Source organism: Pseudoxanthomonas indica, from assembly GCF_900167565.1.
In the GTDB taxonomy this organism is placed as follows: Bacteria; Pseudomonadota; Gammaproteobacteria; order Xanthomonadales; family Xanthomonadaceae; genus Pseudoxanthomonas_A; species Pseudoxanthomonas_A indica.
Window position 1 is genome coordinate 1,341,707 of record NZ_FUZV01000001.1, and the last position, 16,073, is coordinate 1,357,779.

Consider the following 16,073-nt stretch of genomic DNA (forward strand, 5'->3'; position numbering starts at 1 on the left):
GAGTAACGCGCTGCCGCGTCCGGCTCAGGCGCGGCGGGTGCCCGCGGATTCGTCGTCGCGACCGATCACCGCCTCCGTATGCTGGCCATGCGTCGGCGCGGCGAACGGCGCCGGTCCCGGCGTGCGGCCGTAGGCAATCGGCCGGGTCACGCCGCGGTAGGTGCCGACCACCGGATGCTCGATGTTGGCCACCATGTCCTCGGCCAGCACCTGCGGATGATCGAACATGTCCTCGATGCGGCGCGCGGCGGCACACGGCACCGCGTCACCAAACAGCGCTTCCCATTCCATCGCGGTGCGCGTGGACAAGGCCTCGTGCAGCAGTGGCACGATCTCCTGCACATGCTCGGCGCGCTTGCGCACGCTGTCGTAACGTTCATTGCCGGCCAGCGCGGTCAGTCCGGTCTTCTCGCACAGCGCCTGCCAGAAGCGCGGCGTGTTGGCGGAGATGTAGATATAGCCTTCGCGCGCGGGATGGATGCCGGTGACGCCGCCGGAACGCATGTCGCGGCCGATGTCCAGCGATTCGCCCTCGGCCCAGATCATCCGCGCCGATTGCATGGTCAGCGCGCTGCGCAGCAGCGACACGCCGACGAACTGGCCGCGGCCGCTGCGCTCACGCTCGTACAGTGCCGAGGAGACACCTGCCGCCAGCAATGCCGCCGCGTAGTAATCCACCACCGATCCGTAGGTGATTTCCGGCGCACCGCCGCGCTTGCCCTGCAAGGTGCACATGCCGGTCATGGTCTGCAGCACCTGGTCGTAGCCGGCCTTGTCCTTCATCGGCCCGCTCTCGCCATAGCCGGTGACGGCGCAATAGATCAGGCGCGGATTGATCAGGGTGAGCCGATCGAAGTCGATGCCCAGGCGCTTGGGCACCGAGGGGCGGAAGTTGTGCACCAGCACGTCGGCTTCGCGCACCAGCCGCAGCAGCGCGGTCAGGCCTTCGGCGGACTTGAGATCCAGCACGATGCCCAGCTTGCTGCGGTTGACGCCCATGAACGCGCGACTCTCGGCTTGCAGGGTGGACGGGTACTTGCGCAGGTTGTCGCCATCCGGCGGTTCAATCTTGATCACCTGCGCGCCCTGATCGGCCAGCAGGCTGCAGCCGTACGGGCCGGCGATGTACGCACTGAGATCCAGCACCTTGACGCCGTCCAGCGGGCCCGCAGGTCCGCGACGTTCCACCAGGGCGAAGGGAGACGAGTTATCCATGGGCAAAAAATCCATCGGGTGCATCGTCCCGGGCCGGGGCCAGTCTCCCGCAAGGCCGCATGCCGAAACAGTGCGGCGAACTAGTTTCTGCGGCGACAAATTCTTGCTTGATCCAGTGGGGATGCTGCACGTTCAACCTCCTTGTTGCGGTGTCGTCCATTGCGGTGCCAGCGACATCCAGACCAGACGCCAACTGCCGTCCTGCTGACCGCCGGTCAGGAAGTAAGGCGAATAGCGCAGCGGCGCGCGTCCCTCGAAATCCACTTCCATGTCCACGATCTTCGCATCCGCGGCGGTTGGCAGCTCGCGCGACCATTCGGTCAGCGCGGCCGCCGGCAAGCGCATGCTTTCCTCGTGCTTGTAACCATCGATCAACGAAGTGGCATAGACCAAGGCCCCGCGGGTGAAACCGGCATAGTCATATTGCAGCACCTGCTGACGCACGGGTGATCCATCCGGCGCGCGCGATTCCTGCACATTGCGCGCCTGGCGGCGATGCAGCGTCAGCGGCGTGGCGAAGGCCAGTGCGACGCGGTCACCCGCGCGCCACTCGCGCATCAGGCTGATCCAGCCGTCGACCTGCGCCGCTTCCACCGGCTTGCCGTTGACGCGGATTTCCCACTGCTTCGCCCATGCCGGCACGCGCAGGCGCAAGGCGAAACTTGCGGGCGCGCTCGGCGACACCTGCAGTTCCACATCACCCTGGAAGGGATAGCCGCCCTGCTGGCGGATATCCACCTGTGCTTGCGGCAGTTTCAGCTGCGCCCGGCTCTCGCCATACAGATTGACCTGCACCGCGCCTTGGTCGGTCACGCCGTAGGCCAGCGGCGGCAGTTCCTCCCAGGCCATCGCACCGCTGGATTTGCAGCAGCGCCAATAGGTGGTGTGCACGCGCGGGCCATTCGGGAAGGAGTAGTAGCACCAGTCCTCGCCATTGGGCGCGGCGGCGCCGAGCAGATCGTTGTAGGCAGTGCGTTCGATTTCGTCGGCGTAACGGGACTGGCCGGTGAGTTGCAGCAACTCGCGGTTGAGTTGCAGCCAGGCCAGCACCGAGCAGGTTTCCACGTAGGCGCGTGGATCGAATACGCCGATGGGGTTGAACACTTCGCGCGAGCGATGGGCCACGCCGCCCCATGGTCCGCCGCCCAGGCTCAGGTGGTGATCGCGGATGCTGCGCCAGAGATTCTCCACCGCCTGTGCATAAACGGGATTGCCGGTGGCGCGATGCAACTTGGTCAGGCCGACCAGGTTCCAGGCCAGTTGATAGGCCTTGCCGGTGCCTATCTCGGCCGCGTCCACGCCTTCCACGGCGCGGCTGACCAGCGCCAGCCGCGGTTCGGCATCGGCCTGCGCGGCGATCGTCTCGGCCAGTTCGAGATAGCGCGGCTCGCCGGTGCGGCCATACAACTCCACCGCCGGATCCATCAGCACGGTGGCCGACATGCCGAAGTGGTTGCCGAGCGTGGTGATGTCCAGGCCGTCGCGACAGAAGGTCTGCCAGCACAGATCGCCGATGCGACGCGCGGCAGTCAGATAGCGGTCGTCCTCAAGCGCGTGCGCGGTTTCGATCAGGCCCAGGATCAGGTAGCTGTGCGTCCAGATATCCCAGGTGCGCAGCGCGGGCGCACCGTCCCAGCTCACCGGCTTGGGGGGTTGCGGCACCATGAAGCGGCGCGCGGGCGCGTAGTTGCCCAGGTAGCCATCGGCATGCTGGCGCGAGAGCAGGTAATCGGCAACGCGGCGCAGATTGCCGCGCAGGTCTTCGTCACCACTGCGTGCCACGGCCTTGGCCGCCGCAATCAACCACTTGCCGGCGTGTTCGCCGTACCAGTCGCCTTCTTCGTTCTCGTCGCTGTGCTCGGGATGGAAGATGGCGATGGCCGGGCTGTCCGCGTCGACGATGAAACGGCTCAGTCGCCCGCGCCGGTTGGCCTCGATCGCCGCACCGAGCACGCCGCCCAACTGCACGGCGCCGGCCGCGGCCGGCTGGAAGGCGCGCTGACGGGGCGTCGCCCGGGTGGTGGTGGAGTCGTGCAGGTTCACGCGATCACTCCGCATCCACGACGCAGCGGAAACCGAGCATGCCGGAACGGTCCTTGCTCGGCGCCATCAACAGATACTTGCCATGCTGGTCGAGGCGGTAAGCCTGCGGGAAGTACCAGTGCGAGGTCTGCGGCTGGTAGGCGCTGCCGCCACGCAGGATGCCGGCGCGGGTGTGCTCGTCGGCGTACTCGTCGGTCCATTGCCAGACGTTGCCGATCAGATCTTCAACGCCAAACGGGCTGGCGCCCTGCGGATGCGCATCGACGTCGGCCGGCGGCAGCAGGAAGCGCTCGCGGTTGACCGGCGGCACCGCATCGGCGCGCCAGTCGTTGCCCCAGGGGTAGAGGCGTCCGTCCGTTCCCTGCGCCGCGTACTGCCACTCCCACTCATGCGGCAGGCGCTTGCCGGCCCATGCGGCGTAGGCGCGCGCGTCTTCCAGCGCGACCCAGGTCACCGGCTTGTTCTCCCAGCCGGCGCGCGGTGCGCCGTTGTCCCAGTCGCGCAGGAAGTTGTGCGCATCGCGCGGCGCGTAACCGCTGGCGTCGAGGAAGCGCTTGAACTGGGCGTTGGTGACCGGATGGCGATCGATATGGAAGGCCTTCATCTGCATGCGCCGGCGATGCTGGCGGCGTGCGCTGTTCTCCCACGGATACTGCACGTCCAGGCCTTCCCAGGTCTGGCCTTCGATTTCGATGCCGCCAACCACGAACAGGAACTCACCGGCCGGGATGCTGACCATGCCCTCGGGCGCCTGCGCGCTCGGCGCGGTGGCGGCCATCTCGGTGATCTGCTGCGGGATGGCCTGCCAGCGACGCGAGAACGTGTGCAGCGGCACGCGCGCCAGTTCGGCCATGCGCGCCAGGAAGGCATCCAGGCCTTCCACCGACGTGCCCGCATCCAGCGCCAGCAGCGCACCGAAGCCGCGGCCTTCCAGATCCATTTCGATGATGGCCTGGTCGCCCTGCAGCAGCGGCTGCACTTCCCCGCCCTGCCAGAGGTCGAAGTAGCGGCGACCCTCGGCATGCGGCACGCTCAGGCTTTCGCCGGCCACCTCGTATTCGTTGCGGTTGACCAGCGTCCACAGCACCTGGCCGTGGCCGGGGAAACGGCTGGCGAACACGCCGGCCTGCAGGGTCGGGAAGTACGGCGTCCAGTCGCGGCTGACCATCAACGGCGCGAACTGGCGCTCGATGCCGGCGATGCGGCGCAGCGATTCGGCATCGCGCGGGGTGAACTGGTTCCACAGGCCCCAGATGTTTTCCCAGGCGTTGTAACCCACGCCGTTGAAGAAGATGTACTGCAGATCGTGGTTGCGATCGCGGCCCCAGCGGTTTTCGTAGTTGATCATGTGGCGCGGTTCCAGCCACTTGAACTTGGCCACCGGCGGGATGACCTCGTTGGGCGCCTTCTTGCCCCAGCTCTGCACGTTCCAGATCAGGTGCTCTTCGGCGCTGATGGTGGACTCGGGCTGCACCACCACCGGCTGGCCCAGCGCATCGCAGGCGTCGAAGAACGCACGCGGCACGCCGTTGTAGGTATCGCCGTTGATGCCGTCGGCGCCGACGTGCTTGACGATCTTCGCCACCGCCTTCCAGTCCGGTTCGCCCTGATCGCGCGAGCCGTGATCCCACGGCATGGTCGGCAGGAACACGCGCACGCCGCGGCGATGGAAATCATCGACCGCGCTCTTCAGGCCGTCCAGTCCACCGGGCAAATCGGCGGCCATGTCGAACTGGTTGCGGTCATCGATGCCGATGTTCGGGTACACGTACCAGATCAGCACGCTGTCCAGGCCACCGAAGCGCTCTTCCAGATCATCCAGGTAGCGATCCACGGTGTACTTGCCTTCCACCGGGTCGTAGAAGTAGCGGTCTTCGCACATCATCTGCGCGTGCACGAAGTTGCGCTGCGCCCATTGCAGTTCCGGGCGGCGATAGTTGGCGTCGTCGAAACCGATGCGCGCCAGATGCTCGCGACGCCAGTCACGCAGTTCGGCAATCCAGTCGGCCGAGGTGGCGTTGACGTCAATCTTCCAGTGGCCAATCTCGGCGAACGGCCAACCGGGCGCCTTGCCCGGCGTGGGCAGGTAACGCTGGGTGGTGACGTGCGAGAACTTGTATTCCGTCTTCGGCACGTGCCGCGGAGTGTCTTCGTGGAACGGCGGCGTGGGGGTTTCCGGAGCGGTCATGGCAATGGGATCGTGGTGAGGGGGGAAGGCAGGCCGCAATAGCGGGCCAGCACTTGCAGGGCGTCGTCATCGGCGCGCGGCGTTGCATTCAACAGGTCATGCACGGCCTGGCCGGCGGGAATGCTGGATTGTGCGCCCAAGGCCTGGCAGGCCAGGGCCGAGGCGGCGCTGGCGTAGCGTAAGCCATCGGCCAGCGTGTCGCCCTGGGCCAGCCGCGCAGCCAGCGCACCGCAGAAGGTGTCGCCGGCGGCGGTGGTGTCGAGCGGTTCGATGCGGAAGGCCGGTTGCAGGGTGAACTGCCCGTGCTGGCGCGCGACGCAACCGCGTGCGCCGAGGGTGACGACGATGCACGCGACCTGCGGCAGCTGCGCCAACCCCTGCGCGACGGAATCGGCGACGCCGCTGAGCAGGGCCAGCTCGCCCTCGTTGACCACCAGCACATCGACATCGGCCAGCAGCGATGCAGGCAGCGCCTGTGCCGGGGCCGCGTTGAGCACCACGCGCACGCCGGAAGCGCGCGCGGCGCGCGCGTACGCCGTCACCACATCCAGCGGTGTCTCCAGTTGCAGCAACAAGTACGCCGTGTCGTCCAGCGATGGCAGATGATGCCGGCGCAGCGCGTTGTTGGCGCCGGGCGCCACGGTGATTGCATTCTCCGCGTCGTCGGCCAGGCAGATGAAGGCGGTACCGGTGGGCTGGTTCGCGCGGACGATGTGCAGTTCAACACCGGCCTCGCGCAACGATGCCTCGATGGGCTCGGCGAAGGCGTCCTCGCCCAGCGCCAGCAACATGCGCGTGGCCGCACCGCCGGCGCGCGCACAGGCCACGGCCTGGTTGGCGCCCTTGCCACCGGGAAAGGTCCGGAACTCGCGTCCGAGCACGGTTTCACCCGGCGACGGCACGTGATGCGCGTGGACGACAAAGTCCAGGTTCGCCGAGCCGGCGACCAGAATTCCCGGACGCGTGCTCATGGTGCGTCCTGCTGCGCGTCCAGCGTCGTGTAGACGAGGTTGTAGAAAGGCGTGGCCAGACGCGGCAGATCGTTGTCGGCGCCATTGGGCAGATGTTGCAGCAACAGGATGGCCACCAGCTTCCGCTCGCGATCGATGGTGAAATACGTGGAGGCCGCACCGGACCAGCCGAACGCGCCCAGCGAACCGCGCCGGCCGCGCTTGTCGGTATCGATGATCACCGAGCCGCCCAGGCCAAAGCCTTCGCCGGCGTTGAATTCGGTCACCGGCGGATCCAGCTGGCCCTGCAGTTGATTGCGCATCATCAGGTCAACCGTGTCGGCGCGCAGCAGGCGCACGCCGTGGTATTCGCCGCCGTTGAGCAGCATCAGGGCGAAGCAGGCGTAGTCATCCACCGTGGAATACAGACCGCCCGCGCCGCTGGGATAGGCATTCAGGCGTACACCCGGGGTCTGTGCGCTGCGGCTGTCGTCGCGCTGCAGCTGCCCATCGTCACCCATGCGGGTCAGATCCACGATGCGTCCACGCTGGCGCCTGGGTACCTCAAAGCCGGTGTCGCGCATCTTCAGTGGCGCCAACACGTGCTTGTGCAGATAGGCGTCAAAGGCTTCGCCGCTGACCACTTCCACCAACCGCGTCAGCACTTCGATGCCGGTGCCGTCGTATTTGAAACGCGTGCCCGGTTCCGTGGCCAGCGGCAGTTTGGCGAGGCTGCGGCTGAAACTGGCCAGATCCGGCGAGTCGTGCAGGTTGGCGCGTTCCAGCAGGCGCGTCGGTTCTTCATGGCCTTGCCCGCCGGTGGCGAAGCCGCCGGTATGGGTCAGCAACTGGCGGATGGTGAGCGCGCGTTGCGCCGGCGCCAGCTGCGGCGCGTCCGCCGTGCCGCCAGTGAAAATTTGCAGGCCGGAAAATTCCGGCAGATGGCGGGACACCGGATCATCCAGGCCCAGCTTGCCCTGCTCCATCAACTGCAACACCGCCACCGAGGTCAGCGGCTTGGTCATGGAGTAGATGCGGAAAATGCTGTCGCGGCGCATCGGCACCTTGCGCGCCAGGTCGCGATGACCGCTTACGTGCACGTCGACAATGCGACCGTCGCGTGCGATCAGGCTGACCGCGCCCAGGTAGCCGCGGTCGCCCGTGTTGCGGTCCAGGAATTCATGCAGCGGCGTCCACGACGCCGCCTGCCCTGGCGAAGACTGCCCGGCGGCGCCATCCGTGGCTGCGGCCGCCGGCCAGGCCACGACGCAGGCAAGCAGCCATGCGCCGAGGCCCCATCGGACACTTCGCGCCTGCCGCGGGGGGGCGACAGCAGGCGTGAAGCGACGACCTCCGATTTCGAACTGCATCCCGGCAAGACTCAGAACGTGTACTCGTAGGTGAAAGAGTACATGCGGCCACGGCCTGCCCAGTAGTTGCGGAAGCCCGGCACCTGCGACCAGGTCAGGATGTACTGCTTGTTGAACAGGTTCTCCACGCCGATCGAGAAGCGACCGACCTTCTCCACCATCCAGTTGCCGCTCAGGTCATACAGCGTGTAGCCCTTGGTGTGTTCTTCGTACTCGTACTCACGGCCGTCGGGACGGGTGTCGCTGCCGCTCAGGTCACGCGAGATCTGCGTGGTCGAGCCGAAGGTCACGTCGGCGTTGGGCAGGAACTTCCAGCGCGCGCTCAACACCACCTTGTCCGGGTTGACGTCCAGCGCACCCATCGGCTTGTTCAGGCCACCGGCATCCCAGCGCCCTTCGGGATCCTCGGTCCAGAACGCGGTCTTGCCGCGGATGCGCGAGTACAGCGCGGTCAGCTTGACTGCATCGGTGACGTTCCAGTCGCCGGAAGCCTCGAAGCCCTTGATCCGGGTCGGCGCGCGGAACAGCACATAGTCGTTGGTGTCCGGGTCGATGGCGTACGAGGTGCCGTAGTCGGACTCGGAGTCGTAGAACGAGGCGCTGAACGAGGCCGTCGGGCCACGCCAGTTGACGCCGATTTCGCGGTTGTCCACCACCACCGCCTGCAGTTCGCGGAAGGTGGAGTCGACGCTCTGCGGCGGATCACCCGGGCAGCCGTCCGGCTTGGTGTCATCCGGATCGTTGGGGCATTGGATGTTGCGCAGCGGGATGCCGACGTTGGGCAGGCCGAAGCCTTCGCCGTAGGCGGCGAACACCGACCACTCATCGGTGATGTTCCAGATCGCGCCCAGGTTGAATAGGTTCTCGGTGTATTCGAGCTTGCCACCCTGCACGTTGACGCGGTCGCGATACCAGGTGGTGGTGTAGTCGGCGACCTTCATCTCGCCGTCTTCGCGACGGAAGCCGCCGCTGAAGGTGAAGTCGCCCACGTCCCAGCTCAACTGCGCGTACGGCGCGATGCTGGTGTACTCCATCGGCGGAACCCACACGCGATCGGTCAGCGCCAGGCGCTGGTCGGCCTTGTCCTTGACCCAGTCCACGCCGGTGCGCAGTTCCAGGCCTTCCACGCCGAAGAACTGCGACTTGGTCCAGGACGGACGGAAGCCCAGCTTGTCGGAATTGATTTCCGACTGATCCCAGATCAAGCCATCCGGACCGTTCGGGGTGATCAGCGGATCCTGGCGGTCACTGCCGTTCTCCGGCGGATAGCGCATGGCCTGGTCGGCCCAGTAGGCGTTGAGGTTGAGCGTGCCGCCGAGGAAGTCGCCGTCGCTGTACTGCACGTTGACCTGCTGGAAATCGTTGAACTCGGCCTTGCTGCCGAAGATGTGGCCCTTCTCCGAGGTATTCGGATGCGGATCTTCGCAATAGCCCGGCTCATAGCGGCAGCCGTCGACCTGGATGTAGTCGCCGTTGCCTTCGATCTTGAAGTTGCTGTAGCTCAGCTGCAGGCGCTTGCTCAAGTTCTCGCCGAAGTTCCAGCCGCCCTTGACGAACAAGTTGTCGGCCACCGAGTCGTTGAGCGAACCGCTGGTGTTCATGCCCAGGCGCACGCCATCGGCGTCATAGCCCATGCCACGATCGATGCGCGCCAGGCCCAGCACCAGGTCGTAGTCGTCCTGCTTGTAGGTGTAGTTGGCGCCGACCTTCCAGCCCGCGCTGTCGTCCTCGAACTGGGTCGAATAACGGGTCAGGAAGCGGAACGTGCTGCCCTCTTCGCGCGGCACGGTGGAGATGTAGTTGATGATGCCGCCGGCCGCGCCGATGCCTTCGGACGCCGAAGGACCGTTGATCACTTCGATGTGATCGACGATGCCCATGTCGGTGAAGGTGGCGTTGCGGGTGCCTTCGCGCAGCGGCGAGCCCTGCGGCACGCCGTCGAACAGGCGCAGCGCGATGCGGCCGCGCAGGTTCTCACCGGTGTTGCTCATCGCCTGCGAGGCTTCGGAATAACCCGGCACCGTGCGCGCCAGGACCGCGGTGGCGTCTTCGGTCAGCAGCAGCGTGCGCGAGACTTCTTCTTTCGAAACCAGGGTGATGGCGCCGGGAATCTTGTCGATGGCCTTGGGCGAACGCACGCCGGTGGTGATCACGCGATCCAGATCGGTGGCCTTGGTGTCCTTCTGCGCCGCGCTCTCGGGCGCGCCGTCGGCGGCCGGCAGCGGGGTGTTCTGTTGGGCCTTGACGCTGGCGCTGACGGCAGCGGCCAGCAGGAATACGCCTAGGGCGGCGGGCACTTGCTTCATGGGTGTTCTTCTCTAGTGGATTGGCTGCAGAGCCGCGGCGGTATGCGCGGGTCCCCGAATGCATTCTTGTGGGTCGTGCTGCGGATGCATGCGCACCCGCATTGCCGGACGTTCCTCCCAGACGCCAGCGACAGCCTAGACAATGGATTAGGAGACTAGGCGCACACTTATTGGAAACAAATTGGTCTTGCCTATGTTCAGAGGCTAGTTTTTGTTAGGTACGCCAACGCGGTGGCGTATCGATGCAGTGCAGCATCGACCTCAGGCGAGCTTCGAAACCGCCTGGCTTTCCTGCAGCAGCACGGTGACCAGGCGGATGCGCACGGTCGAGCGTGACCAGACCATGCCGATGCGGCGCGGCACCGACTCGTTGGGCAATGGCAGGCGCACCAGCTTGACCCCTTCCGGCCAGGGCTGCGCCCAGTTGGGCACCAGCGAAACGCCCAGGCCACGATCGACCATCACTGCGATGGCATTGAGGGCGTTGAGCTCGAAACGCTCCTGCGGAACGATGCCGGCGTTGCGCAGGTATTCGTCGGCCAGCCGCCCGCCCCACTGGTTGCGGTCGTAACGGATCAGCGGCTGGGTGGCCAGCAGTTCGTGCGGATCGCGATCGGCCATGGCTTCGGGCGCCAGCACCACCAGAGGTTCTTCGCGCAGCAATTGCCACTGGCAGGTCTTGGGCAGGGCGAACGGCGCCTGCAGCACGATGGCCGCATCCAGTTCGCCGGACTCCACCGCACGATAGAGATCGGCCGAGTAACCGGGCTTGATGAAGACGTTGATCTGCGGAAACGCGGCGACCATCCGCGCCAGGATGTCCGGCAACATGCCGGCCAGCGCGGTCGGGCAGGCGCCCAGGCGCAGCTCACCGGATACCGCGCTGTCGTTGGCGATGCTTCGCATGTCGGCCACGCCACGCAGCAGATCGCGGGCGCGCTGGACGATGCGCGAGCCCTCTTCGGTCACGCTGACGGTGCGCCCCACGCGTGCGATCAGCGGCGCGCCCAGCTCGCGCTCGAGCGTGCGGATCTGCTGCGCCACCGCGGCCGGGGTGATGTTGAGCTCGCGTGCGGCAGCCGCCATCGAGCCACGATCGACCACCGTCACGAAGGTATTCAGGAACTGGGTATCCACGTCTTCCGCCCCCTGTACGTGCCGGGCAGGCTACACGAGCCCTGTCATCGGGGACAGGGCCATGCGGCATGCGGGCGGCGCGCAGTTCATTCGACGTCGCGGTAAATCGTCAGTCCCTTCAGCGAGCGCGTTGGCGCCGGGAACAGCAGACTGGCCAGGTAACCAATCACGATGCACAGCAGGATCGAGATGGCCAGGTAGAAGTACGGATGCACCAGATTGAACGACCAGGCGATGAAGGTCAGCACGATGCTGCAGCCGATGCCGATGGCCACGCCAGCCGAGTTGGCGCGGCGGGTGAACATGCCCAGCGTGTATGCGCCGGCGAAGCCGCCGCCGAGCAGGCCGGCCAGTTCGATCGAGATGTCGAACAGCGAGTGGATGTCGTAACGCGACAGCAGCAAGGCCAGGCCAATCGCCACCAGGCCCACCATCACCGTGGTGACCTCGGCAAACAGCACGCTCTTTTTCTGGTTGGGGTTCTTGGCCAGCTTCTCGTAGAAGTCCACCGAAATCAGCGTGGCCACGCTGTTCATGATGCTCGACAGCGTTGCCATGGCGGCTGCGAAGATGCCGGCGATGATCAGACCGGTGACGCCCGGCGGCAGTTCGGCAGCGATGAACAAGGGGAAGGTGGCGTCGATCGGCAACAGCGGATTCAGCCGCTCCGGATTGTTCTTGTAGTGCACGAACAGCGCCGTGCCGATGCCGTAGAAGATGAAACCGCCCGGGATCATGATCGCGGCAAACGCCCAGATCGAACGCCCGGCTTCCTTGTCGGACTTGGTCGACAGGGTGCGCTGCATCAGCACCTGATCCTTGGGGAAGGTCAGCACCACGTCGAAGATCACCAGGAAGATGAAGCCCCACACCGTGGCCTTGGTCAGGTCGAAGCTGAAGTCCAGGGTGTGCATCTTCTGTTCGGCCATGGCGGTGGCGAAGAACTCGGGCACGCCGCCCTTGAGGTGCCAGATGATGAAGCCGATGGCGAACATCGCGCCGCCCATCTTGACGAACACCTGCACGAAGTCGGTCCAGATCACCGCCTTCATGCCGCCCATGGCGGTGTAGATGATGGTGAACACACCCATCAGGATCACGCTCCACACCACGCTGATGCCGGTGATGGTGGCGATGGCCAGCGCGGGCAGGAACAGGATCACGCTCATCCGCGCGCCCACCTGCATGGCGATGCACAGCGCGCTGGCGATCATGCGGATGGCCGGATGGAAGCGGGTTTCCAGGTACGAGAACACCGACATCAGATCCAGCCGGCGCAGCAGCGGCACGATCCATACGGCCACGAACATCAGGCCCAACACCGCAATCAGGTTGTTGGTCATGTACTGCCAATTCGTCTCGAACGCCTTGGCCGGGATGGCGATGAAGCTGATCGAGCTGGTGTTGGTGGCGTACAGGCTCACGCCGGCCGCCCAGAACGGAATGCTGCGGCCGCCGACGAAGAAGTCGGACGTGGAGTTGCGCTTTTCCTTGATGTAGAAGTACATGCCGATGCCGATCATCGAGGCCAGGTAGACCACGATCACCAGCCAGTCCATCCACTTGAGCAGGTACTTGCCGGCGGTCAGCTGTGCGCTCTGTCCGTGCACCACGCCATCGGCGCCGCGCTCGTACCAGACCAGTCCATTTTTGTAGGCGCCGCTGGCGACCACTGCGCCGGCGCCTGCGTCGGGCAGCTGGGCCCAGGCGCTGGTGATGGTGTGGTAGCTCATCAGGCGTGCCGGTGCGTCGGCGGGCGAAGCGGCATCGGCGCCGGCATTGCCACGCACCAGCATCAGCAGATGCGCCTGGCCGAGCATGCGCAGCGATCCCGGCACGCGTTCGCCCGGCACCGGCGGCTTGGATTGCCAGCCGGCTTCGCTGTCATGGCGCCACAGGGCTTGCGGCGCCGGGCCGTCTTCCACCACGTAGAGGGCGCGGGTCTGCGCGATCAGTTCGCCACGCGTTGCCTGGCTCGGCCATGCAGGGCCATCGGCCCAGGTGCCGGGGGTGGCCAGGTTCCATTGACGGATGACCGGCTTGTCGCCGTCACTCGCTGAGCCGGCCACGTAAAGGCGATCGTCCATCACCGCAAAGCTGGCCCAGGTCAATGCAGACGGCCACGCCGCCAGCGGCTTGCGCTGGATCTGGTTGCCGCTGATGACCAGTTCTTCGAGATGGCGTCCGTTGCCGTCCTCGGCCAACGCGAACAGGCGTTTGCCGTTGCCACCGAGCGAGAGCAGGCGTGGCGCGGCGCCCTGCCACGCCAGCGGTTGCCACTGCCGCGCATCGGCGCTCAGTCGCCAGGCCTGATCCGGCGAGAACGCGATCAGCTGATCATCCAGGGTCTGCAGGTCGGCTTGCACGTCCGCCACCGGCAGCGCCGGCAAGGTGGCGCGCTCGACCGAGGTCAGCGCTTCGGCATACACGGCCGGCGCACACGCCAGCAACAGCAGCAAGGCCAAACCGTGGGACAACAGGCGGCGAAAGCCGAAGGCTCCCTTCCGGGCGGGAGGGTGGGACTGGGCTTTCATCGGTGCAGCAACTCCCCTGATTTCGAACGCCGGCCTGCGCCGGGTGCATGCAATGAATGGACTCGCTGGGCGAACCGGATGGGTGGCGACGTCCTGGTCGCTCATGCGTCGGCGGCGGCCACGATGGCCTGCGCACGACGCAGATAGGGCGCATCGATCATGCGCCCGTCGACAACAAAGGCACCATGCCCGCGCGTGTTCGCCTCGGCAGCGGCCGCGACGATCCGCCGGGCTGCGGCGATTTCCTCTTCCGTGGGCTGGAACAGGGCGTTGGCCAGCGCCACCTGGCGTGGATGGATGCAGCTCTTGCCCAAAAAGCCCAGCGCGCGCGCCTGTTGCGCCTCGGTGCGGAAGCCGGCTTCGTCTTCGATGGCACCCCAGGCGCTGTCGTAGGCGTACACGCCGGCTTCGGCGGCGGCCATGCGCAGCGCGTACATCGCGGCATGCACATTGGCGTGGTTGCGCCGATCAATGCCCAAGGCTTCGAACAGATCACCCAGCCCCAGTTGCAGGCCGGCGACCGAGGCATCGGCGCCCGCGATGGCGGCGGCATGACGCAGGCCGCGCGCGCTTTCGATGGTGACCAGCAGTCCGGGCGGTTGTGGCCAGCGGCGGGCGATGCTCGAGGCGGCGGCGCGCAGCTCGTCGGCCGACTCGGTCTTGGGCAGGTTGATCAGGTCGATTGGCAGGCCGGCCAGCGCGTCCAGATCGGCCTGGAAGTCGGGGGTTCCGCTGGCATTGACGCGCACGATGATGGTTTTGCGCAGGGCGGCCGGCTCGCGCAGGAATTCCACCAGATGCGCCCGTGCCTGCGCCTTGCGATCAGCCGGCACGGCGTCCTCCAGATCAAAGGACACGGCGTCGGCCTGGCTCGCCATGGCTTTGGCGAACAACTCGGGACGTATCGCGGGCACGAACAGCTTGCTACGCATGGGTCTGACTCGTCATGGCGCGCAGTGTGTCGGATGCGGACCCAAAGAAAAGTCGCGCCCGGCATCTTCAGACCCAACTTTTGCTTGTGATGAGAGGGGCTGGGTCGAAAGCGTCTGTGCTGTCAGGCATTGCGACGTGCGTCGCAGGTGGGGCGGCAGGAGGGAGCCGCAAGCGGATGTCGCTGCGACCCTGGCAAACCCGACGAAATTGTTGCAGTGCAAACAAGGCAGCAAGCGCGGCGTCGGTTTCGGGACACGCAGTGCCCCTGTAGGAGGGGCTTCAGCCCCGAACCCTGTCCACCCTCAACCACCCGCATTCACCCTCACCCCCCTCACCGCCTGACATCGAACCCACCCTCCCCCATCGCCGCCTCAACCTCGGCCACGCCCAGCGGCAAGAAATCCCCTGGCACCGAATGCTTGAGGCAACCCGCCGCCAGACCAAAGCGCAGGATCGCCGCTTCATCCATCCCGCTGACCATGCCATGCAGCACGCCGGCGGCAAATGCATCACCGGTGCCGATGCGATCGACGATGCCGGCCAGCTCCTGCGCAGGCGCCGTGACCAGCGCACAGTCACGGGAGAGCGATACCGCCGCCAGCACCTGATGATCCACACTGCGCTGCCCGCGCGTGGTCGCGGCCATGCGTTGCAGGTGCGGGAACGCATCAAAAGCATCGCGCGCGGCCGCTTCGAAGCGTGCGGTCGCGTCGCCGTGCTCGTAGCGCCTGCCCAGCGCCACTTCGATATCGCGATGGCTGGCCAGCAGCAGATCCGCCTGCGACATCAGCGCATGCAACACGGAAGGGATGGCGTCCTGTGGCTCCCAACGCTGCCACAACTGGGGACGGAAGTTGCCGTCGAAGGAGACTTTCACCCCCATCGCGCGCGCCTGGCGGATGGCCGCCACGGCATTGGCGTGACAAGCCTTGCCCAGCGCCAGCGTCACCCCGGAGACATGCAGCCAATCGGCGCCCGCAAGCAGCGTGGCCCAGTCATGCTCGCCGCCGCCCGCGCGCACGAAGGCCGAATCCTCACGGTCATAGAGCACCTGCGAGGGCCGCTGCACCGCGCCCGTACTCAGGAAGTACAAGCCCATCCGACCCTCGCCCCGCTGCACGGCCGAGGTATCCACGCCGTGGCCGCGCAGCTGCATGAGCGCCGCCGTGCCCAGCGTGTTGTCGGCGACCACGCTGACAAACCGCGCGTCGTGGCCAAAGCTGGCCAGCGCAACCGCGACATTGGCTTCGGCCCCGCCCACGTTGACCTGCAGTTGCGGCGATTGCAGCAACAGTTCACGGCCGGGCGCGCCCAGCCGCAGCAGCAACTCTCCGAAACAAACCACCTTCCCCACCATCGGCGCGGCTCCCTGCGTCATGGAAGGCGAGTGTACCCGC

Annotated in this window: 10 protein-coding genes; all 10 read right to left on the reverse strand. The window is 66.3% G+C overall.

Annotation, left to right across the window (positions count from 1 at the left end; translation table 11 throughout):
• Window positions 1–24 precede the first annotated feature (24 nt).
• The 10 genes from B5X78_RS06505 to B5X78_RS06550 all read right to left on the reverse strand — a co-directional run bounded on the left by B5X78_RS06505 (window position 25) and on the right by B5X78_RS06550 (window position 16,054).
• Entirely contained in the window at window positions 25–1,215 is a 1,191-nt protein-coding gene (locus B5X78_RS06505; protein WP_139381427.1) for a CaiB/BaiF CoA transferase family protein, read from the reverse strand.
• A gap of 132 nt (window positions 1,216–1,347) precedes the next feature.
• Entirely contained in the window at window positions 1,348–3,258 is a 1,911-nt protein-coding gene (locus B5X78_RS06510; protein ID WP_229730832.1) for a glycoside hydrolase family 127 protein, read from the reverse strand.
• Between the two features lie 4 nt (window positions 3,259–3,262).
• Window positions 3,263–5,446: a formylglycine-generating enzyme family protein gene (locus tag B5X78_RS06515; protein WP_079723615.1), complete on the reverse strand. Its 2,184-nt coding sequence runs from the start codon at window positions 5,444–5,446 to the stop codon at window positions 3,263–3,265.
• Window positions 5,443–6,417, reverse strand: coding sequence for a ribokinase (locus B5X78_RS06520; RefSeq protein WP_079723616.1), 975 nt, complete (start codon window positions 6,415–6,417; stop codon window positions 5,443–5,445). Before B5X78_RS06520 ends, B5X78_RS06515 begins: the two co-directional genes overlap by 4 nt.
• Window positions 6,414–7,661, reverse strand: coding sequence for a serine hydrolase domain-containing protein (locus B5X78_RS06525; protein WP_176140788.1), 1,248 nt, complete (start codon window positions 7,659–7,661; stop codon window positions 6,414–6,416). Before B5X78_RS06525 ends, B5X78_RS06520 begins: the two co-directional genes overlap by 4 nt.
• A 116-nt stretch (window positions 7,662–7,777) precedes the next feature.
• On the reverse strand, window positions 7,778–10,072 hold the full coding sequence (locus B5X78_RS06530) for a TonB-dependent receptor (protein WP_079723618.1): 2,295 nt from the start codon (window positions 10,070–10,072) through the stop codon (window positions 7,778–7,780).
• Between the two features lie 261 nt (window positions 10,073–10,333).
• Window positions 10,334–11,209, reverse strand: coding sequence for a LysR family transcriptional regulator (locus tag B5X78_RS06535; protein WP_079723619.1), 876 nt, complete (start codon window positions 11,207–11,209; stop codon window positions 10,334–10,336).
• Window positions 11,210–11,295: 86 nt separating this feature from the next.
• The gene (locus B5X78_RS06540) at window positions 11,296–13,686 is read right to left on the reverse strand and encodes a sodium:solute symporter family protein (protein WP_229730834.1); all 2,391 of its coding nucleotides are present in this window, start codon (window positions 13,684–13,686) and stop codon (window positions 11,296–11,298) included.
• A 158-nt stretch (window positions 13,687–13,844) separates the two neighbouring features.
• Window positions 13,845–14,675: an HpcH/HpaI aldolase/citrate lyase family protein gene (locus B5X78_RS06545; RefSeq protein ID WP_079723621.1), complete on the reverse strand. Its 831-nt coding sequence runs from the start codon at window positions 14,673–14,675 to the stop codon at window positions 13,845–13,847.
• Window positions 14,676–15,007: 332 nt separating this feature from the next.
• A complete protein-coding gene (locus tag B5X78_RS06550) occupies window positions 15,008–16,054 on the reverse strand; it encodes a sugar kinase (protein WP_229730836.1) in 1,047 nt (348 codons plus the stop codon).
• Window positions 16,055–16,073 lie beyond the last annotated feature (19 nt).